The 25,806-nt window shown below is 46.1% G+C and carries 26 protein-coding genes; 16 read left to right on the top strand and 10 right to left on the bottom strand.

What is annotated here, in order from left to right; all coding sequences use genetic code 11:
• Window positions 1-112: 112 nt before the first annotated feature.
• From R3289_RS01835 to R3289_RS01850, 4 genes are all read left to right on the top strand, one after another.
• Window positions 113-2,038 (top strand): ATP-binding protein, encoded by a 1,926-nt coding sequence (locus R3289_RS01835; protein ID WP_318923649.1) that lies wholly within the window; start codon window positions 113-115, stop codon window positions 2,036-2,038.
• 20 nt (window positions 2,039-2,058) lie between these two features.
• On the top strand, window positions 2,059-2,559 hold the full coding sequence (locus R3289_RS01840; protein WP_318923650.1) for a response regulator: 501 nt from the start codon (window positions 2,059-2,061) through the stop codon (window positions 2,557-2,559).
• Window positions 2,560-2,634: 75 nt separating this feature from the next.
• Window positions 2,635-3,627, top strand: coding sequence for a 2-hydroxyacid dehydrogenase (locus R3289_RS01845; protein ID WP_318923651.1), 993 nt, complete (start codon window positions 2,635-2,637; stop codon window positions 3,625-3,627).
• Between the two features lie 335 nt (window positions 3,628-3,962).
• Complete coding sequence (locus tag R3289_RS01850) at window positions 3,963-4,508, top strand: hypothetical protein (RefSeq protein ID WP_318923652.1); 546 nt, start codon at window positions 3,963-3,965, stop codon at window positions 4,506-4,508.
• 46 nt (window positions 4,509-4,554) lie between these two features.
• Here R3289_RS01850 and dsdC read toward each other — a convergent pair whose 3' ends face one another.
• Window positions 4,555-5,463, bottom strand: a complete 909-nt coding sequence (dsdC, locus tag R3289_RS01855; protein ID WP_318923653.1) for a DNA-binding transcriptional regulator DsdC — start codon at window positions 5,461-5,463, stop codon at window positions 4,555-4,557.
• A 91-nt stretch (window positions 5,464-5,554) separates the two neighbouring features.
• On the bottom strand, window positions 5,555-6,142 hold the full coding sequence (locus R3289_RS01860) for a TfoX/Sxy family DNA transformation protein (RefSeq protein ID WP_318923654.1): 588 nt from the start codon (window positions 6,140-6,142) through the stop codon (window positions 5,555-5,557).
• A 258-nt stretch (window positions 6,143-6,400) separates the two neighbouring features.
• Here R3289_RS01860 and R3289_RS01865 point away from each other — a divergent pair, with 258 nt between their 5' ends.
• The 3 genes from R3289_RS01865 (at window position 6,401) to R3289_RS01875 (ending at window position 9,055) form a co-directional block, all read left to right on the top strand.
• Window positions 6,401-7,000: an LON peptidase substrate-binding domain-containing protein gene (locus R3289_RS01865; RefSeq protein ID WP_318923656.1), complete on the top strand. Its 600-nt coding sequence runs from the start codon at window positions 6,401-6,403 to the stop codon at window positions 6,998-7,000.
• Between the two features lie 107 nt (window positions 7,001-7,107).
• The gene (locus tag R3289_RS01870; RefSeq protein ID WP_318923657.1) at window positions 7,108-8,031 is read left to right on the top strand and encodes an HDOD domain-containing protein; all 924 of its coding nucleotides are present in this window, start codon (window positions 7,108-7,110) and stop codon (window positions 8,029-8,031) included.
• Window positions 8,032-8,155: 124 nt separating this feature from the next.
• Window positions 8,156-9,055 carry a lysine exporter LysO family protein gene (locus tag R3289_RS01875; protein WP_318923659.1) on the top strand — a complete coding sequence of 300 codons (900 nt, stop codon included), beginning with the start codon at window positions 8,156-8,158 and terminating at the stop codon, window positions 9,053-9,055.
• 55 nt (window positions 9,056-9,110) lie between these two features.
• Here the strand turns inward: R3289_RS01875 and fliJ are convergent, their stop codons facing one another.
• From fliJ to R3289_RS01915, 8 genes are read right to left on the bottom strand one after another with little or no spacing between them, the layout of a single operon-like run.
• On the bottom strand, window positions 9,111-9,545 hold the full coding sequence (gene fliJ / locus R3289_RS01880) for a flagellar export protein FliJ (RefSeq protein ID WP_318923661.1): 435 nt from the start codon (window positions 9,543-9,545) through the stop codon (window positions 9,111-9,113).
• Window positions 9,542-10,897 (bottom strand): flagellar protein export ATPase FliI, encoded by a 1,356-nt coding sequence (gene fliI / locus R3289_RS01885; protein WP_318923662.1) that lies wholly within the window; start codon window positions 10,895-10,897, stop codon window positions 9,542-9,544. The genes fliJ and fliI overlap by 4 nt, the downstream gene beginning before the upstream one ends.
• Window positions 10,890-11,654 carry a flagellar assembly protein FliH gene (gene fliH / locus R3289_RS01890; RefSeq protein WP_318923663.1) on the bottom strand — a complete coding sequence of 255 codons (765 nt, stop codon included), beginning with the start codon at window positions 11,652-11,654 and terminating at the stop codon, window positions 10,890-10,892. Before fliH ends, fliI begins: the two co-directional genes overlap by 8 nt.
• A gap of 3 nt (window positions 11,655-11,657) precedes the next feature.
• Complete coding sequence (locus R3289_RS01895; protein WP_318923665.1) at window positions 11,658-12,686, bottom strand: flagellar motor switch protein FliG; 1,029 nt, start codon at window positions 12,684-12,686, stop codon at window positions 11,658-11,660.
• Window positions 12,655-14,325, bottom strand: coding sequence for a flagellar basal-body MS-ring/collar protein FliF (gene fliF / locus R3289_RS01900; RefSeq protein WP_318923931.1), 1,671 nt, complete (start codon window positions 14,323-14,325; stop codon window positions 12,655-12,657). Before fliF ends, R3289_RS01895 begins: the two co-directional genes overlap by 32 nt.
• 54 nt (window positions 14,326-14,379) lie before the next feature.
• Complete coding sequence (gene fliE / locus R3289_RS01905; RefSeq protein ID WP_318923666.1) at window positions 14,380-14,745, bottom strand: flagellar hook-basal body complex protein FliE; 366 nt, start codon at window positions 14,743-14,745, stop codon at window positions 14,380-14,382.
• A gap of 12 nt (window positions 14,746-14,757) precedes the next feature.
• Window positions 14,758-16,086, bottom strand: a complete 1,329-nt coding sequence (locus R3289_RS01910; RefSeq protein ID WP_318923667.1) for a sigma-54 dependent transcriptional regulator — start codon at window positions 16,084-16,086, stop codon at window positions 14,758-14,760.
• Complete coding sequence (locus tag R3289_RS01915) at window positions 16,086-16,976, bottom strand: OmpA family protein (protein ID WP_318923668.1); 891 nt, start codon at window positions 16,974-16,976, stop codon at window positions 16,086-16,088. The genes R3289_RS01910 and R3289_RS01915 overlap by 1 nt, the downstream gene beginning before the upstream one ends.
• Window positions 16,977-17,488: 512 nt before the next feature.
• Here R3289_RS01915 and R3289_RS01920 point away from each other — a divergent pair.
• From R3289_RS01920 to lafA, 9 genes are all read left to right on the top strand, one after another.
• Complete coding sequence (locus R3289_RS01920) at window positions 17,489-18,316, top strand: FliM/FliN family flagellar motor C-terminal domain-containing protein (protein WP_318923669.1); 828 nt, start codon at window positions 17,489-17,491, stop codon at window positions 18,314-18,316.
• A 4-nt stretch (window positions 18,317-18,320) separates the two neighbouring features.
• The gene (fliN, locus tag R3289_RS01925; RefSeq protein WP_318923671.1) at window positions 18,321-18,710 is read left to right on the top strand and encodes a flagellar motor switch protein FliN; all 390 of its coding nucleotides are present in this window, start codon (window positions 18,321-18,323) and stop codon (window positions 18,708-18,710) included.
• Between the two features lie 3 nt (window positions 18,711-18,713).
• The gene (fliP, locus tag R3289_RS01930) at window positions 18,714-19,460 is read left to right on the top strand and encodes a flagellar type III secretion system pore protein FliP (protein WP_318923672.1); all 747 of its coding nucleotides are present in this window, start codon (window positions 18,714-18,716) and stop codon (window positions 19,458-19,460) included.
• A 9-nt stretch (window positions 19,461-19,469) separates the two neighbouring features.
• Complete coding sequence (gene fliQ / locus R3289_RS01935) at window positions 19,470-19,739, top strand: flagellar biosynthesis protein FliQ (RefSeq protein WP_318923673.1); 270 nt, start codon at window positions 19,470-19,472, stop codon at window positions 19,737-19,739.
• Window positions 19,739-20,518, top strand: coding sequence for a flagellar biosynthetic protein FliR (fliR, locus tag R3289_RS01940; RefSeq protein WP_413466649.1), 780 nt, complete (start codon window positions 19,739-19,741; stop codon window positions 20,516-20,518). Before fliQ ends, fliR begins: the two co-directional genes overlap by 1 nt.
• Window positions 20,515-21,642, top strand: coding sequence for a flagellar biosynthesis protein FlhB (flhB, locus tag R3289_RS01945; RefSeq protein ID WP_318923675.1), 1,128 nt, complete (start codon window positions 20,515-20,517; stop codon window positions 21,640-21,642). The genes fliR and flhB overlap by 4 nt, the downstream gene beginning before the upstream one ends.
• A 23-nt stretch (window positions 21,643-21,665) precedes the next feature.
• Window positions 21,666-23,759 (top strand): flagellar biosynthesis protein FlhA, encoded by a 2,094-nt coding sequence (gene flhA / locus R3289_RS01950; protein WP_318923676.1) that lies wholly within the window; start codon window positions 21,666-21,668, stop codon window positions 23,757-23,759.
• Window positions 23,752-24,558 (top strand): hypothetical protein, encoded by an 807-nt coding sequence (locus tag R3289_RS01955; RefSeq protein WP_318923678.1) that lies wholly within the window; start codon window positions 23,752-23,754, stop codon window positions 24,556-24,558. The genes flhA and R3289_RS01955 overlap by 8 nt, the downstream gene beginning before the upstream one ends.
• Window positions 24,559-24,667: 109 nt before the next feature.
• On the top strand, window positions 24,668-25,516 hold the full coding sequence (lafA, locus tag R3289_RS01960; protein ID WP_318923679.1) for a lateral flagellin LafA: 849 nt from the start codon (window positions 24,668-24,670) through the stop codon (window positions 25,514-25,516).
• The last annotated feature ends 290 nt before the right edge of the window (window positions 25,517-25,806 follow it).

Consider the following 25,806-nt stretch of genomic DNA (forward strand, 5'->3'; position numbering starts at 1 on the left):
ATTGATCAATCACTAATGAAACTCTTCTTTACAGGTTTGTAATCAGCGTCTCAGTCCTTTTTGGTGAATTATCATACACTCTGGACAAGGATCTTTTTATAAGGATATGTGGGTGAACAGTTTTGTCATCTTATGCCTCGATAATGACCATGAAGTGGTTGAACGATTAAGCCGGGATTTAGCACCTTTTGCAAAATTGTTCGATATTGTTGGTGCCGACAGCATTAAAGAAGCCAATGAAACCCTTCACTTTATTGAGCAAAATGGCCAACGGGCTGCCATGGTAATTTGTGATAACGAATTAGGGACCGATCAGGGCGTAGATTTTTTGATCCGGCTTGATCAGTATCCTGCTACCGAGCAAGCACGTACCGTTCTTCTCAATAACCGGCCGCAGCTTGACACCATCATGCAAGCCGTCAATGAAGGGCGCTTAAATTACTGCCTGACCAAGCCCTGGAATAAAGACGAACTCCATCGGGTTTTGGTTAAAGAGCTCACCACCTACATCCTCAAACACCCGGAAGAAGACTGGCTGAAATACAGCCAGACACTTGATCATCGCCGTATTCTAAAAGCACATATCGACCGTCAGATGTCGAGTTTTCGTTCCGGTTTCATTCAAAATACCAACAGCCTGGATGATGAAAGCTTAGCAAAACAAGTCGCTGATGCACTGCATGAATTTTTTGATGGTAATGATGAAAGCCGGGCCTGCCGTACCTACAGTGAAGGCCATTTGCTCACCACCGAGGGGGAACCCAACAGTTTGCTCTGGCTCATCACTCAGGGGGAAGTCGCGCTTTATAAGAAAGATAATGACGGCTGCAAACATGAAGTGGTCAGGGTCGGTCCCGGACATTTAGTGGGCGGGATGTCATTTGTTACCGGTGAACCGTCGTTCTCAACCGGTATCACCCTCAGTAAAACTGATGTTATCAAGCTCGACCGCCAGCTATTTACCAAGGTCATGAACTCACGCAACGAGCTATTGCCGCTATTTACTAACTTACTGCTACGTAACTTCAACCGCCGTTTACAAGGCAGCATTAAAACTGAATTGCGACTGCAGCAGACATTGAAGTCATTGGATGAGGCCTATCACCAACTGGTTGAGAAAGAAAAAATGGCCATCCTGGGGCAGTTGGTTGCAGGGGTTGCCCATGAACTCAATAACCCGGTCTCTGCTATTTTACGCGGCAGTGAAACCCTAAAAGAGACGATCAGTAAGCTCACAGAGTCTCAGCTTAGCCATGACAACCAAACACGTGGTAACTCTATTCTGCAACAGGCCATGCAATCGAGGCCATTATCAACCTCAGAAACCCGTCAGCGGGCTAAGCAATTAGAAGGGCTGCTTGGTGATCGCCAGCTAGCCCGTAAAGCAGTACAAATGGGCATTGATGATCATGACCATCTGACTTCCTGGTTATTACCGCAGAAAAACCAGTTAAAGCAAGTCATGGCAGAGTGGGATAACTATTACCAGATGGGTAATTTTCTACGTTCAATTAACGTCTGCGCCCATCGCATCGCCGATTTGGTGAAAAGTTTAAAAAGTTATGCCCGTCAGGATGACGAAACATTGCATACGGTTGATGTACACGAAGGGCTGGAAGACACCTTAGTCATCTTTGAAAACCGTTTAAAGCGTCATCACGTCACGAAAGAGTATGCCGACATTCCCCCGATCACCTGTCAGCCTATCGCCTTACAGCAAGTTTGGACTAATCTTATTGCCAATGCGCTGGATGCCATTGAAGAGCCTGGAGAGATCCATATCACAACTCGTTATACTCCAGAGAGTAACCAGCAACAAATTGATATTATTATTGAAGACAATGGCAAGGGGATCCCCGAAGATGATCAGCAGAAAATCTTCGCATTGAATTACACGACCAAACGCGAAGGCGATTTCGGTTTAGGTATCGGGTTATCGGTTTGCCAGCAGCTCATCAACCAACACCATGGACAGATTCGGGTGGAATCAGAACCCGGTCAATTTACTCGAATGATAGTCACGCTGCCGGTCAAGTAAATGCAGCGGAAGGAGACCGTATGAACAAATACCTTATCTTATGTGTCGATGACGAAAGAGAAGTGCTGGACAGCGTTTTGCATGATCTCAAGACACTTGAAGAACACTTTATTATTGAGGCGGCGGAATCGGTAGATGAAGCAAAGGAAGTGCTGGCAGAAGCCATTGCGGATCATATCCCATTGGCATTGATTTTATGCGATCACATCATGCCGGGAGAAACCGGAATCGATTTTCTCATCGAACTGAAGCAGCAGTCAGAAACCACCAAGGCACGAAAAGTATTGCTGACAGGCCAGGCCGGATTAGAGGAAACCGTCCAGGCCGTCAATAACGCCAGTCTCGACTATTTTATTGCAAAACCTTGGAACGGCGATCAGCTAAAAGATGTTGCCACTGACCAACTGACCACCTATATAATTGATAATGAAAAAGATTTAATGCCATGGGCACGCGTGCTGGATACTGCCAGAATCATGCAAGCACTTAGCGATAATCGCTTATCTCTGTCAGATATATAATTATCATACAAACCTTCCCGCGAGAATCCATAAATGTTATGTTGATCACATAATCGTTCTCCGGAAAGGTGACATATGAAAATTGCAGTCTTCAGCACCAAAAAGTACGATCAGGCCTCTTTTGAGCTGGTTAATGATAGCTACCAGCACGAACTGGTTTACTTTGATTTCCGTCTGACCAGACAAACCGCCCGTATGGCTCACGGGTTTGACGCTGTGTGTGCATTTGTTAACGATGATTTAAGCAAACCCGTTCTACAAGAACTGGCCAGCAATGGTGTCCGCCTGATTGCAATGCGCTGCGCCGGCTTCGACAAGGTCGATCTTAACGCCGCAAAAGCATTAAACATCCAGGTTGTTCGTGTTCCAGCCTATTCTCCGGAAGCTATCGCCGAGCATGCCTTAGGGCTAATGCTAAGCCTCAACCGGAAAATTCACCGCGCCTACCAGCGTACCCGCGATGCGAACTTTTCATTAGAGGGATTAACCGGGTTTAACTTTCACGGTAGAACTGTCGGTGTTATTGGTACCGGCAAAATTGGCATCGCCACGATCAAGATCTTGAAAGGCTTGGGCATGAATATTCTGGCCTATGATCCCTACGAAAATCCGACAGCCATTGAGTTAGGTGTAACCTACAGCACCCTTGATGAGATTTACCACCAAGCGGATGTGATCACATTGCACTGCCCGATGACAAAGGAAAACTACCACATGCTGAATGCGGACGCGTTTAACAAAATGCGTGACGGCGTGATGATCATCAATACCAGCCGTGGTGAGCTGCTAAATTCTAAAGATGCTATCGAAGCACTTAAAACCGGTAAGATTGGCTCGCTGGGCATCGATGTTTATGAGAATGAAAAAGATCTGTTCTTCGAGGATAAATCAAATGACGTCATTCAGGATGACGTCTTCCGCCGCCTATCTTCGTGCCACAACGTCTTATTTACCGGCCATCAGGCCTTTCTGACAGAAGAGGCGCTGGGGAATATTGCGGATGCGACATTAAATAACATTCGCCATTTCGAAGCCGGTACGGCATCGGGCAATGAATTGATTCAGTAATACCAAGCCTATTCGTTGCACTGCCTGGTCTACATTACCCCCCTTACAGGGAACATTTTATTGCTTCCTGTAAGGTTAAGTCCGCGAGAATCCACTCTAAATTTAGGTTATTCGTTACATCGGCTTTTATATGCCTATTTTTTAAACACTTATATGCTCTTAATCTCATTAGCTCATAATGATAACCGAGTGCCAGATCACGCTTTTCTGTGATTTTTGCTGCACTTTTAGCCACACACACATCAATTTCTCAACTAAATAGACCATAAATCTATTATTGAATTTATTTGTCTATTAAAATGAGCGGATTATTTTTGCTCCTTGGACTAATTATCATGCGTAAATTTTTTTGTGCTACAGGCCTTGTGCTAGCATCTGTTTCAGCAGTCCATGCTGAGTCATCAACAACGATGAGTAACTTCAGTTACGATTACGCTGAAGCGCGTATTGGTATTAGCCCGCTAACGTACGGCGCAGGTTTCAGTAAATCCATACACCCGAATGCGCATATTACCGGTAATATTGATACAGAGTTCGAAGACGACTGGAATCTGGCCTTGGGGGTTGGTTTCCACGCCCCGGTTAACAACTGGGCCGATATCACGGGTCAGCTTAAGCTTCGTAACGAAAAAAGTGATAAGCACACAAGTTCGAGCGGAGAATTCGGCATGGAAGTGAACGTTGGTATTCGCCAGTGGCTTGGCCCGCAACTTGAAGTTGGCGGTCTGATTGGCCATACCAGCATCGATGATGACGAGAGCACTATCGGTGCAATATACGCGCGATTCCATGCGACGGAGTTATTTTCTATTGGTGCAGAAGGTCGTTTCAACGACACTTACAGCGACCATATCATGCTGACCACTCGCTTCAAATACTAAAGAATAAAGCCCCGCCAGGGGCTTTTTATCGTGGCTAACTTGGCGTTCAGTCAGAGATTTCACTGGTTAACCACTGCTGAAATGCCTTAATCCGTGGTGAGGAAACGACTTCCTGACGACACACCACGTAGTAACTGAGCGGGGAACGAACAGGCCGGTTAATCGGTGTTACTAAACGATTGGTCGACAATTGCTCTGCGATAAATGACGTCCGCCCCATTGCAACACCCAGCCCTCTTTCAGCGGCTTGTAAGGCCAAATCAGCTCGATCAAAGGTGCAGCCACTCTCCGGTAAAGCAACCCCTTGCCGCTGCGCCCAGTATTGCCATTCATCGTTACGACCAGCCCTGGCCCATGGTGCTGCATCATGCAACAACATACATGAAATCAGATTTTCAGGCTGCTCATAAAGATTATGTGCCGTGGCATATTCATGGCTACAAACAGGCAGCATCGTTTCATCCATTAACTTCTCTGAATGCAGACCAGCATATTTCCCATGGCCAAAGTAGATCGCGCAATCAAATGATTCAGTCTGGAAGTCAACCAGATCATTGCGGGTACGAAGATGAAAACGCAATGCCGGGTATTTATCGATGAAGTTTTTAAGACGAGGTAGCAGCCAGGTTTGAGCGAAAGTCGGCGGTACTGAAACATTCAGATCTCCACTCAGCTCTAATGTTTTTAAATCCCTAATTTCATGGACTATATCTCCAAAATTATGAGCAACAACGGCTTTTAGACGCTTACCTTCTTCCGTCAATAACAGCTTACGTGGCTGTCGAATAAATAACTGCACTCCCAGGCTGCCTTCCAGGTTCTTTATTTTATGGCTAACTGCACTTTGAGTAAGGCAAAGAATTTCTGCCGCGCGAGTAAAGCTCATCTGATCTGCGGCAATAAGAAAGCAGTGCAGGCCAGACAGCACAGATCCCGTAAGTTTAGGTAATTGCATAGAGTCCCAAATGGGGCATATTTATTTGGTCACATTGTACCAAATAAAAAGCCACCCAGAAGAGGTGGCCAGACGATAAGGAGAGAGAGTTTTATTTAATAGCGCTTAGTAAGCTTTGTTTCTGCTCTTCTTTTAATAACGTCCAATGGCAACCATCAATTGCCCCCGCAAACATCCAGAGCAATTTCACGTCAACATCATTGCCATGTGTACTTCTTACTTTGCGATACACTTCCGCAGCGCCTAATGTAACAAAACTACTGACATCCGGAATGCCCGCCTTTTTAACCATGCGCTCTAAGGTCAAACGCATATTCGGTAAGTCTCGCAATCGCTTACTCTGCTCCGATGTTTTAAAAGCCTTCTCTTTTCGCGATATGTCGATAGACTCATTGACGAGTGCGCTGCATTTTTTCGCATCTCGCAAAAACAATTGAGTAATATCATAATAATTAACTACAGCGGTTGTACTTCTTTTGATATGTTTAAATTTCACACAGCCTGATGCTACAAGTTTTTTATCGAGATCTCCTCCTCCACGGAGAAAAAATGAAGTATCCGTTAAAATCGCATACATTGCGCCATTGATGAAAACACCTGTTCCGCCGAACATTGAGCGTTTCTCATGGCATCCGAAGCCGCTCAGATAGTTAAAAAACTCTTCCTTGAACGAAGTCACTGTATATCCTCCAGCCAACAAAATCGCCAATAAATTGACAATGACACACGAGAATTATAATTGCCACATATGAAACAATGAACACTTGATTTTGAGATTTGAGGCATATTATTTATCGCGAAATAAGCGAAAAGTGACAAAAAGTGACCATATTTTTCGTCGAGTAATATCTCAGAAACATCGAATAATATGCCTATGCCTTATCGTTATTCTTATCACTGAGGTCTATGGTTAATAGTAATAAGTTGAGGGTATAAAATGGCACGTACGGCACTGCTTCCATCATCAGATCATGTTTTACCCGGCGGAAGAGTCGAAATTACAATTGCTGAGATAAGATACATTCGTATGGTAAAAGAAGCGCTAGCATCAAATTCTGGCTTTACTATGTGCATGGTCAATGAGGCCGATGAAAACCAGGAGATAAAAAAAATTCCTGCGATTGCAACTCTGGTCAACATTGTCGATTTTAACGCGCTTGACGGGGGGCTGCTGGGAGTGACGGTTGAGGGAAGGAAAAAAATCCGTCTGCTCGATATTCAGATTGAAAATGACGGGCTTCTGATCGGAGAATATAAGCCTTATGTTCAGTGGCATTCGCTGCCGATTACGAGTAAGACGCAATGTTTAAGTGATAAGCTAAAACTGTTTTACTCCACCATGCCTGATATCGGTGCATTATATCCCGCCCCAAAATACCATGATCTTAGTTGGATCTGTCAGAGGTGGATTGAGATCCTGCCTCTTGAGGTTCGATATAAACAATTGCTCATTACCCAGGAAAGTCCAAAGTTAACCATTCGATTTCTGCTGAGATTGCTAAATACTGAATATAATGACGAGAGTAGTGCGATGTAATTTGAATTTTTAACTTTTAACTTCTTTCTCTTTTTTGTTCCATGCCTCTGTCCATCACTCTCCGCTCGCGTTAGAATCTTTTTATCTATCATTAACTACAATAAGTAATGACACATTTATCTTTTTTTTGGCTAAAACCCGAAAATGAAAAAATCATCAAAGGGCTGGAGTCTGAATTTTGCTCTCTTGTAAAGGACGCAGTCAGGAAAAATCGTCTATCACTTCCACCGATACCGGAGGTGTTAGCTCAGCTACATACGCTCTGTAACGCTGACGATACGACGGTTCGTGATATTGCTGACCTTTTGCTCGATGATCCCAGCTTGGCAGCATCGATTGTTCGCACTTCGAATACTATTATGTTCAATAGGCGTAATATTATTTGTCATGATATTCAAACCGCAGTATCACGCTTAGGTATTCTCAGAGTCCGGGATATTGTCACAGCACAAGCAATTGAAGAGCTGAAAAATAAAAATCATTTTAGTCATGAATGTAATTTATTATTGTCGCAAAGTGCTCTTCGTTCTCGCCAGCTAGCCGGTACCATGGCATTAATCTGTCAGGGGGTAACTAAGCATAGTAATAAGCCATTGAGACTTGAACCCGAAAAAGCCTTACTGACGGGTTTATTAGCCGATATCGGCGTATTTGGTTTAATTAATGAGTACCAGTCTTACTTGGATAATGGTAATTACCTGGATCTCGACATCGCGATCTATGTTTTCCAGCACTGCTGTGGTAAAGCGACGCCCATGGTGCTCAAGCACTGGGGATTTGATGATGATTATCTGGAAGTCTCTTCAAATAAAGCGATGCCCTATCAGGAACAGTATAATAATACCAGTTATCTGGATATCGCGAGAATGGCCAACCACTTGTTGATGTTTAAAAGTAATGATGAGGCCATCAACGAACACCATGTTGAACTTGATTTAGCTGGTGCCGAAGTCATGTATGAACTCACCAACATGCCTGATGCCGATTTCGAAAGCCAAATACGAAATATCATGAAAGACTCCGGTATGTAACCCCCTCCTTTCCCAATGCGGTACAATATACCGCGTTGTTTCAATTGACCATGGCTAAGCCCTATTGATAAGCTATTAAAATACATATCAAATATTGATATTTAGACAATACGTAAGGATGCTCATGTTCTCAGGGATGCTCTACATTTTCCTGCCATTGATAATTGGCTATTTAATACCGGTGAGCAAAAGTTCGGTATTAGAATTCATTAATACCCAGACCAGCCGCCTTGTGTTGGTGATTCTTGCATTGATGGGGTTAAGCCTGGCAGGATTGGATAATTTAGGGCAGAATCTGAACCAAATTCTTACCTATACCCTGACGTTTTTTATCTCGATTAGCTTATGTAATTTGGCGGCACTGCCTTTCTTAGATCGGCTATGGCCAACGGATACCAGTCACGATCATCGTCAACTCCCCCTTCGTAAAATGGTCATGGAATCAGTTCGTTTGGTTTTAGTCGTCGCCGGTGGGCTGTTGGTGGGGATCACCGTGGGTTTCGATCTTTCATGGGTTGACCAAGCCAGCGAAACAATCCTGCTCATTTTGCTCTTTCTGATTGGCATTCAACTTAGAAATAGCGGCATGACTTTACGCCAAATTTTATTGAATAAGAAAGGCATTATTATTGCCCTCGTGATCATCGCCACCTCCTTGACCGGTGGCCTGGTTGCTGCTTTTATCCTGGATATTCCATTTAACCACGGTTTAGCGATGGCGTCGGGTTTTGGCTGGTACTCGTTGGCTGGCATATTAATGGGCGACGGACTGGGGCCAGTTTATGGTGGTGCCGCCTTCTTAAATGAATTACTCAGAGAGCTTATTGCCCTCAGCCTGATCCCAATCATTATACAGCGTTATCCCAATACGGCTATCGGCTATGCCGGTGCCACTGCGATGGACTTTACCCTGCCGGTCATTCAGAACTGCGGCGGCATTCGCTGTGTTCCTATTGCAATAGTCAGCGGTTTTATCCTGAGCTTGCTGGTTCCCGTACTGATGTTGTTCTTTTTATCGCTGTAATACCAATAGGGCGGTCTTCATTAGCGCAACAGCTAACCGCCCGATTTGAACGAAGCTACACTCTTTTTCGCTTATAACGGGCACTAATAAGATCTTCGATCTGTTTCTGCTCTTTTTTAGCCTGCTCATACTGCTGTTTAGCTTTCCAACGGTCAAGTACGGTTTCCAGCCCCTTCACTCTGGCATGGCTTGCTTCCAACTGGGATTTAGCCCGCTGGCACTCAGCGTCCATAACTGCCATTTCATGCAGCTGGTGATCAATCATTCTGCTCAACATCACCTGAACACGGGTATTATTCTGTAGAGTTATACCATTGGCTATGCTTGTATAGCCTTCGCTACTGCCAGACTTGAGCAGGCTTAATTCATCAAGTTGTTGTTGAAAGTAGCCGATTTGCTGCTGATGCAGTTTATAAGACTTTCCCTGCCGTTCCCTATCCTTCTCAGCTAATTGCTGCAGTTTGCCCACCGCTTTCACCATGTTATTCATATTGCCGCCTGCGGATCAGGCTGATCACTAAACAGCAGGGCTAACTGGGCTAAACTGGCTGGATAATCGGTTACTTCATCGACTTGCTGGACTAAAAAGGCTTTAAGCTTAGGCTGGATCATTACCGCCTGATCCAGTTCGGGATCCTGGCCGGGGAGATAACCACCAAGCGGCAAAAGCTCCTTCACCTGTTGATAATTGGCGTTAAACTGCCGAAACCGATTGCTGACCATAACATGAGAGCTATCGGTGCAATTGCTCATACAGCGACTGATTGAAGCATTAATATCAATCGCCGGATAATGTCCCTGCTCTGCCAGCGTACGCGACAGCACCACGTGACCATCTAAGATAGCCCGGGCTGAATCGACGACAGGATCTTGCTGATCATCACCTTCGGCGAGTACGGTATAAATAGCGGTTAAGCTGCCATCTTGATTTTCACTATTCCCCGCCCGCTCTAACAGCTGTGGTAATAAGCTGAAGACCGAGGGCGGATAGCCTCTGGAGACTGGCGGCTCGCCCAATGACAGTGCAATTTCACGTTGCGCCATGGCATAACGTGTCAGTGAATCCATTAATAGTAAGACGTCTTTGCCCTGATCACGAAAGTATTCAGCAACCCGATGGCAAAGCTTGGTGGCTCGAAGTCGCATCAAGGGAGACTCATCGGCTGGAGCGGCAATGATGATCGCCCTTTTTAACCCTTCAGGGCCAAGGTTGCGTTCAATAAATTCACGGACTTCTCGGCCGCGCTCACCAATCAGGCCGACCACCACCACGTCTGCTGTAGTATTTTTAGTGATCATGCCAAGCAGAACACTTTTACCCACTCCACTACCCGCCATTAAGCCGATACGTTGTCCTTTACCAACGGTCAGCAGCGCATTGATGGAACGAATGCCAACATCAAGCGGGGTATCGACCGGACGACGTTTCAACGGATTAATAGAACGAGCCTCTAAAGATACCCGTTCCCCCCCTTTCAATGGCCCCCCCTCATCAAATGGATCACCCAGGCCATTGACGACTCGGCCCAGCCAATGAGCACCAATATTGACCATGCTGTCACCATCAAGAGGGATAACCTTCGCGCCCGCATACAATCCGCCAAGCTGGCGCACAGGCATCAGATAGGTCATTGTATGATCGAAACCAACAACCTGTGCTTCGATCATTTCGCCATCATCGGCTTCAACCAGACACCGCTGCTCGAGCTTGAAACGACACCCGACAGCTTGCAGCATCAAACCGCTGACTCTGACCAGCCGCCCGGTAACACGAGCAACCGGTATCGACTCCAAAGATGCTATCGCATCACTCAGACGATCAGCCAGCACGTCGTTATTCACTTGCGACCTCCTGTGAAATCACCGATTTTATTACTTCATCATCCAGCAAATGCTCGCGTACATTTTCCATGCAGGTTTCTAGCCGGGCATCGCAACTGGCATCAGCTTCCGCATGATCAGTTACCAACTGACAACTGCCAATAGTAAGATCTTTATTCGCCACCAAATTCCATGATTTTGGCAGCTCAGTACTGATATTATTGATCCGTTCAAGATCTTGCGGATTAAGATGAACAACCACCCGATCCGTTTTACCCGGCAGAGCTTCCAGCGTTTCATCTACCAATGCTAAGATCTGCTGAGGCATTAACGTTAACTCGGCCCGAATAACTTGCTGAGCGACCTTTTGTACCAGATCACAAATCTGTTGGCGCTGTTCTCGCTCTTTGTCTGTATGCCACAACGCTAGTTTGTTGTACAACTCATTGACTGGCTGAATTGCAGCCGTAAAGCCTTCACGCCCTAGCTGCTCTCCTTTAACAAAGCCTTGCTGAAAACCTTCATTCTGTCCATCAACTAAGCCCTGTTGCCGGCCTTGTTTTATTCCTTGTTGCAGGCCTTCATCATGCCCCTGCTGCAACCCTTGCTGGAAGCCTTCTTCGAGTCGTTGCTGTAAGTCAAATTGGTTATCCTGCCAGCTGTCCTCGCCACCGTCGAAATTATTAGAATCGGGTTCCCGTCTTGGTTCAGCCACTGGCGGGAAACGGTGCAAACGATACTGGCCCGGGTTTAAGCGCATAACCTTTGCTGTTTTCATGACCTACTCCACCGTCGCTTCTTGGTATAGCAACAAGTCGATTTCACCGTTCGCAGCCAGTTCCCGAACTAGTTGCATAATGTCCTGGCGGGCCTTTTCTACTTGGCTGATAGCTACAGCCCCGCGCACAGCCATTTCATCTTCCAGTGTTTTGACCATTCGTTGGGGCATCGAACGTTTAATCGCTTGCTGCAGTTTAATTTCAGCACCTTTAAGTGCGAGTGACCACAACTCTACCGTTACTTCCTGTACCAGACGATCCATCGTGGCTTCTCGCTGACGGGCCAGAATAACGAAATCAAACATATTCTCTTCAATGTCGCTAACCACCTGCTCATCATGAAGTTTGAGCAACTCCATCAACTGGCTTCGATCGCCGTCAAAACGGTTGATAATATCAGCAGCCTGCTTGGCACCCGAAATAGGCGCACTGTGATTAACAGAGATCTGTTCGATACAACGTTCTATTAGGTCATTCAGGTCCTGCGCCACTTCATGGTCAATTTCTTGTAAGCGGGCAATCCGATAAATGATCTCATCATGATAGTCACTCGGCATCTTCGATAACACATTCGATGAACTGTCAGCCGGTAAGTAGGCCAGAAAAATAGCCTGCATCTGCGGGTGTTCCTGACTGATGAACTTCGCCAAAAGCTCAGCGTCTACCCACTGCAGACGCTGCATGTTATTGCGCAACTCATCACCATAAATAGTATTGAGCAGCCCTTTTGCCAGATCATTCCCTAACGCTTTGCGTAAAGTATTCGACAGGTACTCTTTAGATGCCCCACGAATACCGCTATGCTCTCTAAAATCATCAAAAAAGTGCTGGATGATCTTCTTAGCGTTTTCACTTTTGATACCGCTCAGTTTTGCCATTGAACGGGTCACACGCTGCACTTCATCGCGAGAAAAATGCCGCAGAACCTGAGCCGCTGCATCTTCTCCCATCCCCAGCAGCACTAATGCTGTTTTCTCAACATTATTTAACTGATGTGGTTTAGACGGCTTTATTGTGTGTGCTTTGTTCATTCACATTCACCCATTGTTTTAATACTTCAGCAACGCGGGACGGCTCCTCGTTGGCAATCAGCTGTAAATGTTTCAGCTGAATTTCCAACGGCGATCCTGGTGGCGGTAACATGTCATAATTAGCGTCCAGCGCTGAACTTGTCGCTTCAATACCCCGATCTGATAACCGTTGATTCAATGCGTTCTCATGTTCTCTTTCAGCACGGGTTTGCACCAGCCCTTCATCGTTCTTATCACTTTCTGGTGATGCAAATTCAAGTTCATCTTTAACCTTATCAATGCCAGTTAAATGAGTGATCAAAGGACGAAGTACAAAGAAGATCATCGACAAGCCAAGAATACCGCCTATCAGATAACGGATCGGCTGCTGTATGGTCGGATCTTGCCACCAAGGGATTTCCGGCGTGGTCTGAATTTCAATCGGAGTGAAGTTGAAACTCATCAGACTGATATTGTCACCACGCTGGGCAGAAATACCGACGGCATCAGAAACCATCATGCTGATCTGCCTCTTCTCTTCGTCTGTCCAAGCGGTACCGTTTGGTGCAACAGCCGAATTGAGCAATACAGAAACCGTTAGTTTATTGATCTGCCCTTGTTGGTATTTGGTATGACGCACACTGCTACCAACGGCATATTCACGGTTAATTTCCGTTCTTTCATTGGTATTTTTACTGTCTTCGGCCGATGGGTCTTCAACCACTGGAGGCTTGTTACTTAGTGAGCCCGGTATACCAAGAGCGATCTTATCAATAGAGCTATTCTGAATACTGTGTTCGTTACGCACCACTGGACTGGTATCGATAATTTCCTTGGTTTCTTCAGTGCTGCTGAAGTCAAGATCCGCAGCAACCTGAACCCGGAAATTACTTGCACCCACAATCGGTGTCAGCATGTCGGCCGCACGCAAGATAACCTGTTTCTCAAAATTCTTCTGGTAATCGAGATATTTCGCGTTCACTTTACCCGTTTCGACAGATCCGACGTCAGCACTCAGTAGACGACCAAACTGATCGACGACCGACACATTTTCCGGTTTCATTCCGGTCACACTGCCGGTCACCAGATTAATGATCGCTTCAACCTGACTGGTTTTCAGGTCTTCGCCTGGTTTCAATTCCACCATGACTGACGCTGAGGGCGCTTCGCTATTATGACGCACAAAGAGTGTCTTACGAGGAATAGCCAGATGAACGCGGGCATTTGAGATAGCATTCAAAGCAATAATAGTACGGACCAACTCACCTTCCAGACCGTGACGATACCGGGCGGTTTCCATGAACTGGCTGGTACCGAGCGAGGAGTCATCTTTCAGCGAATCAAGACCCGTCGGTAATTTAGCTTTGATCCCTTTTGCCGCCAGTAGCATACGGATCCGTGACACTTCCCCTTCAGCAACCAACACCTGGCCGTTTTTCTCTTGTAAGCGATACGGAATACCTTCCGTTTCCAATACCGAAATGATTTCTCCGGTATCGAATTGTTCCTGCTGGCTATAAAGCGGGCGATAATTCTGGCTGGAACTCCATAGCGCAACCACAATAATGGCTGCAACTATTGCCGCAAGTACCGCTGATAACACTAAGTTACGCTGACTGCTATGCCAAAAGTTTTTTATCCGATCGACATGTTGGGTCATCGTACTGCCTGACGATACTTGCGGTATGGTTTGAGAAATTACATTGTTCATAACTTACACCGGCATTTTCATAACATCTTCAAAAGAAGATACAACTTTATTTCGCACCTGCATCAATGCAGAAAATGACAGGCTGGCCTTCTGACTGGCAACCATTGCGCCAACCAGATCATCACTTTTACCGGTTTCTACTGCCGTCATTTTGGCACTAGCAATCGCCTGATGATTATTCACCACCCCCAGCACCTGATGCATGGCACCAGCAAATGAAATCGGCGGCGATAGCTGAGTTTGCGATAACAGTTGATCCTGCGGGTTAGCAGACACCACAAACTCCGGCTGGGCCCGGCTCTGCAGTTGCTGCATTTTTTCTAGCATTAATTGCTCGGATGTTGCCAACTGAATCATATTAGTAGCCATTGTATCTCCTTATTATGCGGCAGAGCCCAATTCAGCTTGAAGATCAATGCCTTGTTCACGCATTGCCGCTAACTTATAACGCAGAGCCCGAGTCGTTACACCAAGGGCTTTGGCTGATTGGGTTCGATTACCGCTAAATTCTTTTAGTATGTCGATAATATATTGAAATTCCGCCATTTTCTTCGCTTCAATATGGCCGTTATTTGGAAGCGCTCTGTTCAGCGTATGAACGGTATTCTGTTCAATCGGTAACATCAGATCGTGATCGGTAATAAAGTCACCGTGACGCATAACCAGCGCACGCTGAATCACATTTTCCAGCTCACGAATATTACCGGGCCAGTGGTAATGTCTAAGAGCCATGCTGGCATCATCAGACAGACAGCAAACACTGTTGGCCTGGTATTTGTTTATGAAGAATTGAGCAAGCGGTAAAATGTCATCTGAACGCTCGCGAAGTGGCGGCCAGTGAAGTGGCAGAACGTCAAGGCGGTAGTACAAATCTTCGCGGAACACCCCCTCTTTGACCGCAACACGCAGATCTTTATTGGTTGCAGCAATAACTCGGATATCGAGCTTAATCGTTTTATGGCTACCAACACGTTCAACCTCGCGTTCCTGTAATACACGCAGTAGTTTGGCCTGCAGCGCTGGTGACATTTCTGCAATCTCATCCAGCAGGATAGTACCGCCATTGGCCTCTTCAAATTTACCGGTCTGGTTTTGCGTTGCCCCCGTAAATGCACCTTTCATATGACCGAATAAGACCGCCTCGAGCATTGATTCAGGGATCGCGGCACAGTTCACCGCCACAAAAGGCTTATCACAACGATCTGACTGATTATGGACGTATCGCGCCAGCACTTCTTTGCCGGTACCGGATTCACCAGTGATCAACACACTGGCATTGGTACATGCGGCACGGTGCGCTAATTGCAGGATCTGCTTACTGCGCCACGACTCGGCAACAATATCCGCCATCGGCTTATCCAGCGCTTCAACCCGCCGAAGCAAGCTTGTAAGCTGGTTTGCCTCAAACGGTTTGAGTAAATAATCCGTTGCTCCTGCTTTCATCGCCTCGGCAGCAAGCAAGCCTTCATTTTGCTCGACAATTGCTATCGCTATCGGTCGCCCATTCCCCGTCTTAGCTTGACTCAATCGTATCCACTCTGTCAGGCTCATATCAGGCAGCGTTGAGCTGACCAATGTAATCCGGGCATTCGGTACCAATCGTCCGTCAGGAGTATGGTTGACCTGATAGCCAGCTTGTTCTAAGACACTCGTTATTTGAGCGGCGACTTTAAGGTTCGGCTCAATCAGCTGAACGGTTTTATTTCGCATCAGTGGACCTTACTTTCTTCGTTTGGTGCACTTCGGATAACTCTCACAGTGACTCTGCGATTCAACGCCTTGCCTTCATCAGTTGTATTTCCCGCAACCGGATAACGCGAACCATGAGAACGTACTTCAAGCAGGGAAGGTTTAACACCCGCCTCTTCCAGTATGCTGGCGACATCATCGGCGCGCACTTTTGAAATCTGCAAGTTAGCCAGAGAGGGACCCACATTGTCGGTATGCCCGTCAATCAAGATGTTACGAACTTTTTTATCCGCTTTGACATAGTCTGCCAGCTGTACTAGTGAGTGTTTCTGCCGCTTATCGACAACTCGCTGCCCTAGTTCAAAACTTAACACCATATCTCTCGCTTGCTTGTAAGACATAGCGGGTAACGAAGAGCGGCAGCGATTAAACTGATTCAGTGGTTCGGTGATCCGGATACTGGGTAACTCAACCGATACCGGCTCGGACTGCGAACGATAGGAGATAACATACTGACCCCATTTCCCATTAGACATGGCGCGTAATAACTCACCAACAGACTGGTCAAACGTTAATACATGGGGTGCCGCCACCTGCCCGGTACCAATCAGAACCGGTTTATTTTCAACAGCCCATGGCGCGTCCGAGATATATAAACTGGCACTATCAATGTGCTTCAGAATCTGGCTGTTCTCAACTTTCAACGTCAATTTGTCATTCGGCTCAGCTATAAACGTTAATTGCCTAAATTTATTTACATTTTGATTTAATAAACACTGAAACTGGTCGCCTTTATATTCCCATTTAACTAAATCCATGGGTATTGATATATTTTGTGCACTAACCGCACTAATTTTTAACAAAAGTAGTAACAGTCCAATTTTTTTGTCAAACATAATACGCACGAGCATACCCTCGCTGAATCATCTCGAAAGTTATTAATTTAATTTATTAACCGGACCTTGACGGTAGCTTGTTTATGACCAGAACACGGCCTAAACATGCATCGGACAAAGTGCACTCAACGTATTTTATTATCGTTCGAAATTCATGATAAGACTTATTTTTGACATTCACATGACATTTGCCTGACGCTTAGGTTTAAAATCAAACGCAAAGAGCGAAAAACAATCAATCAGTATAAATTTAAACAAAAACAACAACTTAAAAACAAACCTCGCCGTTCTAAGTATCTCCGACATACGCCTAGCTTATATAGTGTCAGTTATTAATAAAACTAATAAAACCATAAACACAAACTTATAAACAACATATGGACGAAAGTCACAAAATAGAAAACAAAAGCTAAAGTATAACAAATACATCAGGCTAAACTGAGTCTTATAAAGTATCAAACCATTGTTTAAATATAATTTAAAAACAAAATCATATTTAAACCAATTTCATATGAATTATGTATCTCATGCCAAAAATAAAATTAATTGAGCTTGAAAATACCCAACAATATCCAGCTTTAAATGTTGAACTTTTGGGACGACCGATTCATATCGTAAGAGAAGAACTGAAGCAGATCCTTTTACAAGCATCTTCGTCGCTTACTCATGAGTTACAACGATGGATTAAAAATAACGCACTCTCTGTCAGTTTGATTGATATTGAACTGAATAGAGCTAATAGCGAAACATTTAGTCATCCAGCAGCTGTCTTTCAACATCAACTTGGTGGCTTGCTGAATTCCCATCTCTCTGAGCAGCTGTTGCTGACCATGGCAGACAGTTTTTATAGTGCTGATATTGCGCGTAACTCTGATGTCGAAAAATCAAAGATTACAAGCAGTGACATGCGTTTACAGCAACGTATTGGGCAGATAATCGCTCAACATGTTGCGCCAGAAGAAATGTGGGAGCCTGTTGACTCCGCTATCAGTGAAGGGGTTGGATTGAGTGCTCGCTTTAATATCACCTTCCAAGATTCAAGTGCTGAACTAACGGCTTATTTTGATGCCACCCTGGTCCAGACTCTGATTAATGAATTGGATCAGGAGCCTGCAAAACCAATTGATAAAGCCTTTAAACGTGCTCTTGAACACACACCGGTCAGAGTGAATGCCAGACTTTGCCAGAAAACCATGCCCTTAGATCAGGTTCTCAATCTGCAACCTAATGACATCATCGACATTGATTTACTTAGTAACGTACCGGTCAGTGTTGGTCAGGAACAGCTGTTTAGTGCGCGAGTCGCTGAACAGAATGGTCAACTCGTTCTGATTTTGAACAATGTAAAGGATTAACTCAATGGACAACATGAAAGATCAACCTACATTCGATACCGACGATCTCAACTTTGATGATCTGCAACTGGAACAGCTGGATTCTGATGCCGAAGACAGCTCTGACTTTATTTTCACCCCGGCAAAAACAATACCCACTCGCGATATCAGTTTCTTTAAGAAAATTCCGGTCACGGTCACTCTTGAAGTGTCCAGTACAGAAATTCCGCTTGGCGACTTAATGAAAGCCGGTGAAGGCAGCATCATTGAACTCGATAAGCTCAATGGCGAACCCTTAGATGTCAAAGTTAACGGTTCACTCATGGGCCATGCTGAAGTTGTTGTCGTTAATGAGAAGTATGGCCTGCGGTTGATCGATATTGTTGACTCACCGCTTAGCTCGATGGATAGCTGATCTATGCCTAAGCGTTGGCTTCCACTTTTAATTCTGCTACTGGGTTTAGTCAGTTTCCAGTCATTCGCAGCAGAGCCGAATGGCCTGGCATTCCTGACCGTTACCGATGGTCAAACTGAGCAGGAATACAGTGTTAAATTGCAGATCCTGCTGCTGATGACTGCTCTCAGCTTTCTTCCGGCCTTTCTGCTAATGGCAACCAGTTTCACACGAATTATTATTGTGTTAGCCATTTTACGCCAAGCGCTTGGGTTGCAGCAAAGTCCACCTAACCGGGTACTGGTCGGGATCACTCTGGCACTGACTATATTGATTATGCGTCCGGTCTGGACCGACGTCTACGACAATGCTTTTCTCCCATATGACAATGGCGATATCACTCTGATGCAAGCCTTTTCTGTCGCGGAAAAACCCGTGCGGGCGTTTATGTTGCACCAAACCCAGCAAAGCTCATTGGAGCAGATGCTGCGCATTGCCAATGAACCGCTGGATCAGCAGGTCGATGATATTTCCTTTGCCGTGATATTGCCCGCCTTTGTCATCAGTGAGCTGAAAACCGCATTCCAGATTGGGTTTATGTTGTTTATCCCTTTTCTGATTATTGATCTGGTCGTTGCCAGTGTCTTGATGGCTATGGGGATGATGATGTTATCACCACTGATTATTTCGCTGCCATTCAAGCTGATAGTATTTGTCCTCGCTGATGGCTGGGCAATGACGGTTGGCACCTTGTCAGCCAGCTTCGGCTAGGAGAGATTCATGACGCCCGAGCTAGCCGTTACCCTGTTCTCCAATGCTGTCTGGCAGATCATCATGATAGTAATGGTGCTGATAGTACCAGGTCTATGTGTCGGCCTACTGATCGCCGTCTTTCAGGCCGCAACCCAAATCAATGAACAGACCTTAAGCTTTCTGCCGCGACTGCTGGTTACTCTGCTGATGGTAATTTTTGCAGGTCACTGGATGTTGCGTAAAATTCTCGATTTATTTGATTACCTGTTTCACAACATTCCCGGGATGATAGGCTAATGCTGCAACTGAGCTTTGCCGACATCACCGCCTGGTTAGGTCAATTATGGTGGCCCTTCTTTCGGATGGGCGCCGCCCTGCTGGCTATGCCATTTTTTGGTGATGCTATCATTCCCGTTTGGATCAGAGCGTTGCTGGTGCTGTCTTTGGTGGTGATTACTGCTCCGCTGATGCCTGCCATGCCAGCCATTGATCCCCTGTCACTGAAAGCCATTATTCTCGCATTTGAACAAGCCGTGTGGGGGCTGTTCTTCGGTTTTATCGTCCATTTACTGTTTTCAGTCATGACCACGCTAGGCCAAATTATTTCACTACAAATGGGCCTTGGCATGGCAGTGATGAATGATCCGGTTAATGGTCTGTCTGTCGCTATTCTTGGCCGCATGTTCCTGATTTTTTGCACGTTGCTATTTCTGGCTTTAGAAGGTCACCTATTGATTATCGATATTCTGGTCGAAAGTTTTCGGGTCTGGCCTGTTGGTTCCGGCTTGACAGGGCCGTCATTGGAGCTCGTTATCAATATGTTTGGCTGGATGTTTGCCTCAGCACTGGCGTTGGCACTGCCCGCCATTGTTTCAATGCTGCTGGCTAACATCAGTTTCGGGGTGATGAATCGCGCCGCCCCGAGCCTGAATGTTTATGCTTTAGGCTTTCCGATGACGATGTTACTAGGGCTATTTAGCATATTACTGTCAATCAGTGGGGTACCGACCCGCTACACTGAACTGGTTCATGTCAGCCTGCAACAACTGCGCCTTTTCATGATGGGGGGAGCATGAGCGACGACAGTGCCCAGGACAAAACAGAAAAGCCGTCCCAACAGAAAATTCAGAAAGCCCGTAATGAAGGCCAAATCGCCCGCGGCAAAGAATTAACGACGGCGGTCATATTCTTGATTGTCTGCCTATTTTTCCAGACTCAGTTTCAGACAATCTGGCAAAGCATTTCCGGCGTGTTTCGCTTTAATATGAGCCTTTCCCGAGCCGATTTAGATAACCCGTGGCAAGCGATTGAACACCTGGGAAATAGCCTTGGGATCCTCATCGAACTGTTACTGCCACTATTTGTGGTGATCTTGGTCGCCACAATCGGTAGTAGCCTGATTGTTGGCGGGTGGCTGTTTCATCCCGCGAGCGTTCTGCCAAAGCTGTCTAAAATTAATCCGCTTTCCGGTATCAAGCGGATATTCTCGACCCGCTCGCTGGTTGAGCTACTGAAATCGTCGCTCAAGGTTGCGGTGATTTTCAGTCTGCTTTACCACTATCTTGAAAGTAACCTGGCCCAGTTACTGGCAATGCAGAGCCTGCCGCTGCAGCAAGGTGTGATCATGATCTTGACCGTCCTGTTCGATGGCGTCTTACGCATGGGGATCGCTCTGCTTATTTTTGGCCTGCTGGATATTCCTTATCAACGTTGGGAACACCTGAAACAGCTAAAAATGACCAAACATGAAATGAAAGAAGAATACAAAAACAACGAAGGCCGCCCGGAGGTTAAACAGCGTATCCGGCAGATCCAGCAACAGTTTGCCCGACGTAAAATTGAGAAAACCGTTCCCCTAGCCGATGTCGTGATCACCAATCCGACCCATTATGCCGTCGCGATTAAATATGATCCCGCACTATCGGATGCCCCTTTTGTGGTAGCTAAAGGTACCGATGAAACGGCTTTGCATATTCAGCGTATCGCCCGTGAAAATCAGGTTGAGGTGTTAAACTCGCCGCCATTAACCCGTGCTATCTACCACACGACACAATTGGAACAAGCAGTACCAAACCAATTGTATATCGCCGTTGCGCATATACTGACCTATGTCTTACAGCTGAAAACCTTCCGCAAAGGTCAGGGAGACAAACCTCAGTCACTGCCAAAATTTGCTATTCCACGCCATTTACAGCACTAAAGCAGTATCAATAAGGACCAAGCATGTTCAACTGGTTACACACTATAAAAAATTTCAATCGCGGTAATGTGGGAATCTCCGCTGCCTTATTGATGATTCTGGCAATGGTGATTCTGCCGCTGCCTCCTATTCTGCTTGATGCCTTATTCACCTTTAACATCGTGCTGGCAATTCTGGTGTTGTTAGTGAGCACAACGGCAAAACGTCCGCTCGACTTCTCTGTCTTCCCGACTATCCTGCTGGTTGCCACCTTAATGCGTTTGACCCTGAACGTGGCTTCCACCCGCGTTGTGTTACTAGAAGGTCAAAATGGTGGCGATGCTGCCGGTAAGGTCATTCAGGCTTTCGGTGAAGTTGTTATCGGCGGTAACTATGTGGTCGGCATGGTGGTCTTTGTCATCCTGATGATCATCAACTTTGTGGTTATCACCAAAGGCGGCGAACGTATTTCAGAAGTGGCCGCCCGTTTTACCCTTGATGCCATGCCAGGCAAACAGATGGCCATTGATGCTGACTTGAATGCCGGATTAATCGATCAGAACACAGCCAAACAACGCCGCAGAGATGTCGCCAATGAAGCTGATTTCTACGGCTCAATGGACGGTGCTTCGAAATTTGTTCGTGGTGATGCGATTGCAGGTTTGCTCATTCTGTTTATTAACATCATTGGTGGTATCAGCATCGGGGTATTTGAACATGGCTTAGCAATATCTGAGGCGTTCAAAACCTATGCCCTGCTCACCATTGGTGATGGCTTGGTTGCTCAGATCCCATCGCTATTACTGGCAACCTCTGCGGCTATTATCGTGACGCGTATCAATGACAGCGACCACGACATGGCACAAACCATGCACAACCAACTGCTGGCGTCTCCGGCAACGTTGTTTACTGTCGCGGGTGTAATGCTGATCATTGGCCTGGTACCAGGCATGCCGCATCTGGCTTTCTTCTCTTTTGCCGCAGTACTCGCCTTTGCAGGTTGGCGACAGCTGAAAGCCCCCATCCAGGCTGATAAACTCGATGAAATTCAGGCGATCAGCTCTGCCATGCAGCACGAGAGTGACCAACTCCTCACCTGGGATGACATTCCTCATGTTCATAGCCTGTCACTGGCACTCGGTTTTCGCCTGGTTCACCTGGTCAACAAAGAGCAAGGGGCACCACTTCCCCAGCGGATCCGCGGGGTACGGAAAAACCTGTCTGAGCAAGTGGGATACCTCCTTCCTGAAGTCAGTATTCGTGACAATCTGAGCCTGAAGCCGAACCATTACACCATCTCGGTACAAGGCGAAGTGATTGAACGCGGGGAAATTGAATCTGAGCGTTTAATGGCCATTGCCGTGGGTGATACTTATGGCCAAGTTGACGGTATTCTGGGTAAAGATCCAGCCTATCAACTGCCCGCAGTGTGGATAAGCCACGATGATAAAGCCAAGGCGCTTAATATGGGCTATCAAGTCGTGGATGATGCGACGGTTATTGCCACCCATATCAGTAAAATCATGAAAAACCATCTGGCAGAGTTATTCACCCATGATGATGTGGACTTAATCAATAACCGCCTGGCACAGCAGGCTCCCAAACTGGCAGAAGCCCTGAGTACATCGTTAAATCCAAGCCAGCAATTAAAAGTCTACCGCCAATTACTGGTTGATCAGGTTCCGCTGAAAGATATCCGAACGATCGCCAATACCATGCTGGAAAGTGCTGAAAACACCAAAGATCCGATCTTGATTGCCGCTGACATCAGATGCAGCCTGCGCCGCACCCTGGTTAATCTGATCAATGGCGATCGTAAAGACCTGAATGTCTATACCCTTTCTGATGAACTGGAACAGATGCTGATGAAGTCACTGCAGCAGGCACAGGCCAGCGGGCAGATCGTTCTCGATAGCTTCCCTATCGAGCCAAATATTCTGAGCCAGTTCCAGCAAAATTTACCGCTGGTAAAACAGCAGATGAAAGAGCAAAGCATGGCACCTATCCTATTGGTAATGCCGCAATTGAGGCCATTACTGTCTCGCTATGCACGCACTTTTGCGCAAGGTTTAGCGGTGCTCTCGTATAATGAAGTACCTGAAAATAAACAGATCAATGTGGTAGGAAACCTTGGCTAATTTATCAAGCAATCAAGCGCTATATGATTATGTGGCGGAGCTTATCCCCACGGCGGTGGACACCCAAGACGATGGCATTATCATTGAGGCATTTCGACTCAATGATATACGCCATGTTTGTCAGGCAATTCGAAATATCCATACCAATGAGGTAGAGTACCAGCACCTGACACTCCGGTTCGGCGGTAACTGCGAGCAGAGCGTTTACAATTTTACATTGTCAGAAGACATGGCCTTGTGCCTCGATATCTACAGCCTTTACCTGGCGGTCAAACACATTACCTTTCAGCTCGACACCTTTCACCCTGACGTCATTAACGATCTGGTGGTGCCCATTCAAGCTGAAACCTTACACTGGCCGCAAGGTCACACCTTCATTGAGCAACTTTACCGCCACCACCAGAAAGCGATGCGGCATATCATTCCTTGTCTGCAGTTGCATACGGCAAACCTGGATCAGGGCATCCTCTCGAACAACCTAGCCTCATTGCAAAAGAAGGCCCCGAGCCTGTGGATTGATATTCATACCCCAACTGAATATTTGCCATTTCTTGAACAATGCCGACCTGATGCCATTAAAATTTCTCAAAAACTTCAGGAAAAAGAAAATAAATCCGGCTTGCTCCCTGTTATTAAATTTATCCGAAAACATAATATTCAATTTATAGCGGGAAGAATTGCGAGTAAAAATGAGTTGATGCATTTTAAACTACTGGGTGCCACCTATTACTTTGGCTATATCAGTGATATTCCAACGTCGACATTCAAAAAAATAATCCATTTAATTTCAGACACATAAAATTAAACATAAAAGTTTTAAAAATTAAATTAATGTTCTCCTAATTACGTCCGCCTTTAATCAGTGCACAGATTAACAATACACCGATGGATAAATCAGGAGAACTACCATGGCTCTATCTATGCACACGAATTACGCGTCTCTGGTCACCCAAAATAGTCTGAACAAGAACTCAAACCTGCTTAATACGGCAATGGAACGTCTGAGTACGGGTTACCGTATTAATTCGGCTGCTGACGATGCTGCCGGCCTTCAAATTGCAAACCGCCTTGAAACTCAAACTCGCGGCATGTCGGTAGCGATGCGTAACTCGCAAGATGGTATCTCAATGCTGCAAACGGCTGAAGGTGCATTCGATGAAGCAACCAACATCCTTTACCGTATGAACGATCTGGCGACTCAGTCTGCAAACGGCACTAACACTCTTGCAGACCAAACCGCAATGCAAAAAGAATTTAGCGAACTTGGTGCAGAACTTAATAACATTGTCACCAACACTAAGTATGCAGGCGATGCGCTGATCACTGGTGCTGGTATTAAAACAGGTGGCCTGAATCTACAAATCGGCGCTTCTGCTGCAGAAGTTCTAAGCCTAGCGACGACCGTTGATACCGATGTCATTGCGGCACATACTGCGCTATCAACGACAGTTCCAGCCTTTAATATCGGCACTGCTGCTGGTGCAACGGCTGCAATGACCGGGCTAGAAACAGCGATTAATGAAGTTGGTGCCGCACGTGCCGGCCTGGGTGCAACAATCAACCGTCTTGACCACACCATCACCAACCTTGGTAACATGGTAGAAAATACCTCGGCGGCGAAGGGCCGTATGATGGATGCTGATTTTGCGGTTGAATCTTCAAACATGACCAAGAACCAAATGCTGATGCAGGCCGGTACAACGGTACTGTCGCAAACTAACCAGCTACCTGGTATGGCGATGTCACTGCTTCGCTAAGCAACGTACAGCCTTCCACTCCAGAAAGCCTCCTTCACGGAGGCTTTTTCATTTCTCCGCTCCACTATCAATTATCCCGCCAGCTATTAATTTCCCCCGTTTTCCGTCGCCTTATGTAACTAGTCTCCATTGTCTATCCGGTATCCGCCGCGGACCCATAGGAATGGCGGAAGCACCGTACGGAAGCAAAAGAGGAAGTAACCCTTCCGCAGCCCAGGTGTAAAGCATGCTGAACCGATTAATTTTAATAAGTAACAAGCACTTTCAAACTGGCACGTAATTTGCCTATA

The organism is Photobacterium sp. (genome assembly GCF_033720175.1).
Classification (GTDB): Bacteria; Pseudomonadota; Gammaproteobacteria; order Enterobacterales; family Vibrionaceae; genus Photobacterium.

Bases quoted from the DNA above. Each gene is read 5' to 3' on its own strand.
- R3289_RS01840 (WP_318923650.1), top strand. From the start codon at position 2,059: ATGAACAAATACCTTATCTTATGTGTCGATGACGAAAGAGAAGTGCTG.
- R3289_RS01845 (WP_318923651.1), top strand. From the start codon at position 2,635: ATGAAAATTGCAGTCTTCAGCACCAAAAAGTACGATCAGGCCTCTTTT.
- R3289_RS01850 (WP_318923652.1), top strand. From the start codon at position 3,963: ATGCGTAAATTTTTTTGTGCTACAGGCCTTGTGCTAGCATCTGTTTCA.
- dsdC (WP_318923653.1), bottom strand. From the start codon at position 5,463: ATGCAATTACCTAAACTTACGGGATCTGTGCTGTCTGGCCTGCACTGC.
- R3289_RS01865 (WP_318923656.1), top strand. From the start codon at position 6,401: ATGGCACGTACGGCACTGCTTCCATCATCAGATCATGTTTTACCCGGC.
- R3289_RS01870 (WP_318923657.1), top strand. From the start codon at position 7,108: ATGACACATTTATCTTTTTTTTGGCTAAAACCCGAAAATGAAAAAATC.
- R3289_RS01875 (WP_318923659.1), top strand. From the start codon at position 8,156: ATGTTCTCAGGGATGCTCTACATTTTCCTGCCATTGATAATTGGCTAT.
- fliJ (WP_318923661.1), bottom strand. From the start codon at position 9,545: ATGAATAACATGGTGAAAGCGGTGGGCAAACTGCAGCAATTAGCTGAG.
- fliH (WP_318923663.1), bottom strand. From the start codon at position 11,654: ATGAAAACAGCAAAGGTTATGCGCTTAAACCCGGGCCAGTATCGTTTG.
- R3289_RS01895 (WP_318923665.1), bottom strand. From the start codon at position 12,686: ATGAACAAAGCACACACAATAAAGCCGTCTAAACCACATCAGTTAAAT.
- fliF (WP_318923931.1), bottom strand. From the start codon at position 14,325: ATGACCCAACATGTCGATCGGATAAAAAACTTTTGGCATAGCAGTCAG.
- fliE (WP_318923666.1), bottom strand. From the start codon at position 14,745: ATGGCTACTAATATGATTCAGTTGGCAACATCCGAGCAATTAATGCTA.
- R3289_RS01910 (WP_318923667.1), bottom strand. From the start codon at position 16,086: ATGCGAAATAAAACCGTTCAGCTGATTGAGCCGAACCTTAAAGTCGCC.
- R3289_RS01915 (WP_318923668.1), bottom strand. From the start codon at position 16,976: ATGCTCGTGCGTATTATGTTTGACAAAAAAATTGGACTGTTACTACTT.
- R3289_RS01920 (WP_318923669.1), top strand. From the start codon at position 17,489: ATGCCAAAAATAAAATTAATTGAGCTTGAAAATACCCAACAATATCCA.
- fliN (WP_318923671.1), top strand. From the start codon at position 18,321: ATGGACAACATGAAAGATCAACCTACATTCGATACCGACGATCTCAAC.
- fliP (WP_318923672.1), top strand. From the start codon at position 18,714: ATGCCTAAGCGTTGGCTTCCACTTTTAATTCTGCTACTGGGTTTAGTC.
- fliQ (WP_318923673.1), top strand. From the start codon at position 19,470: ATGACGCCCGAGCTAGCCGTTACCCTGTTCTCCAATGCTGTCTGGCAG.
- fliR (WP_413466649.1), top strand. From the start codon at position 19,739: ATGCTGCAACTGAGCTTTGCCGACATCACCGCCTGGTTAGGTCAATTA.
- flhB (WP_318923675.1), top strand. From the start codon at position 20,515: ATGAGCGACGACAGTGCCCAGGACAAAACAGAAAAGCCGTCCCAACAG.
- flhA (WP_318923676.1), top strand. From the start codon at position 21,666: ATGTTCAACTGGTTACACACTATAAAAAATTTCAATCGCGGTAATGTG.
- lafA (WP_318923679.1), top strand. From the start codon at position 24,668: ATGGCTCTATCTATGCACACGAATTACGCGTCTCTGGTCACCCAAAAT.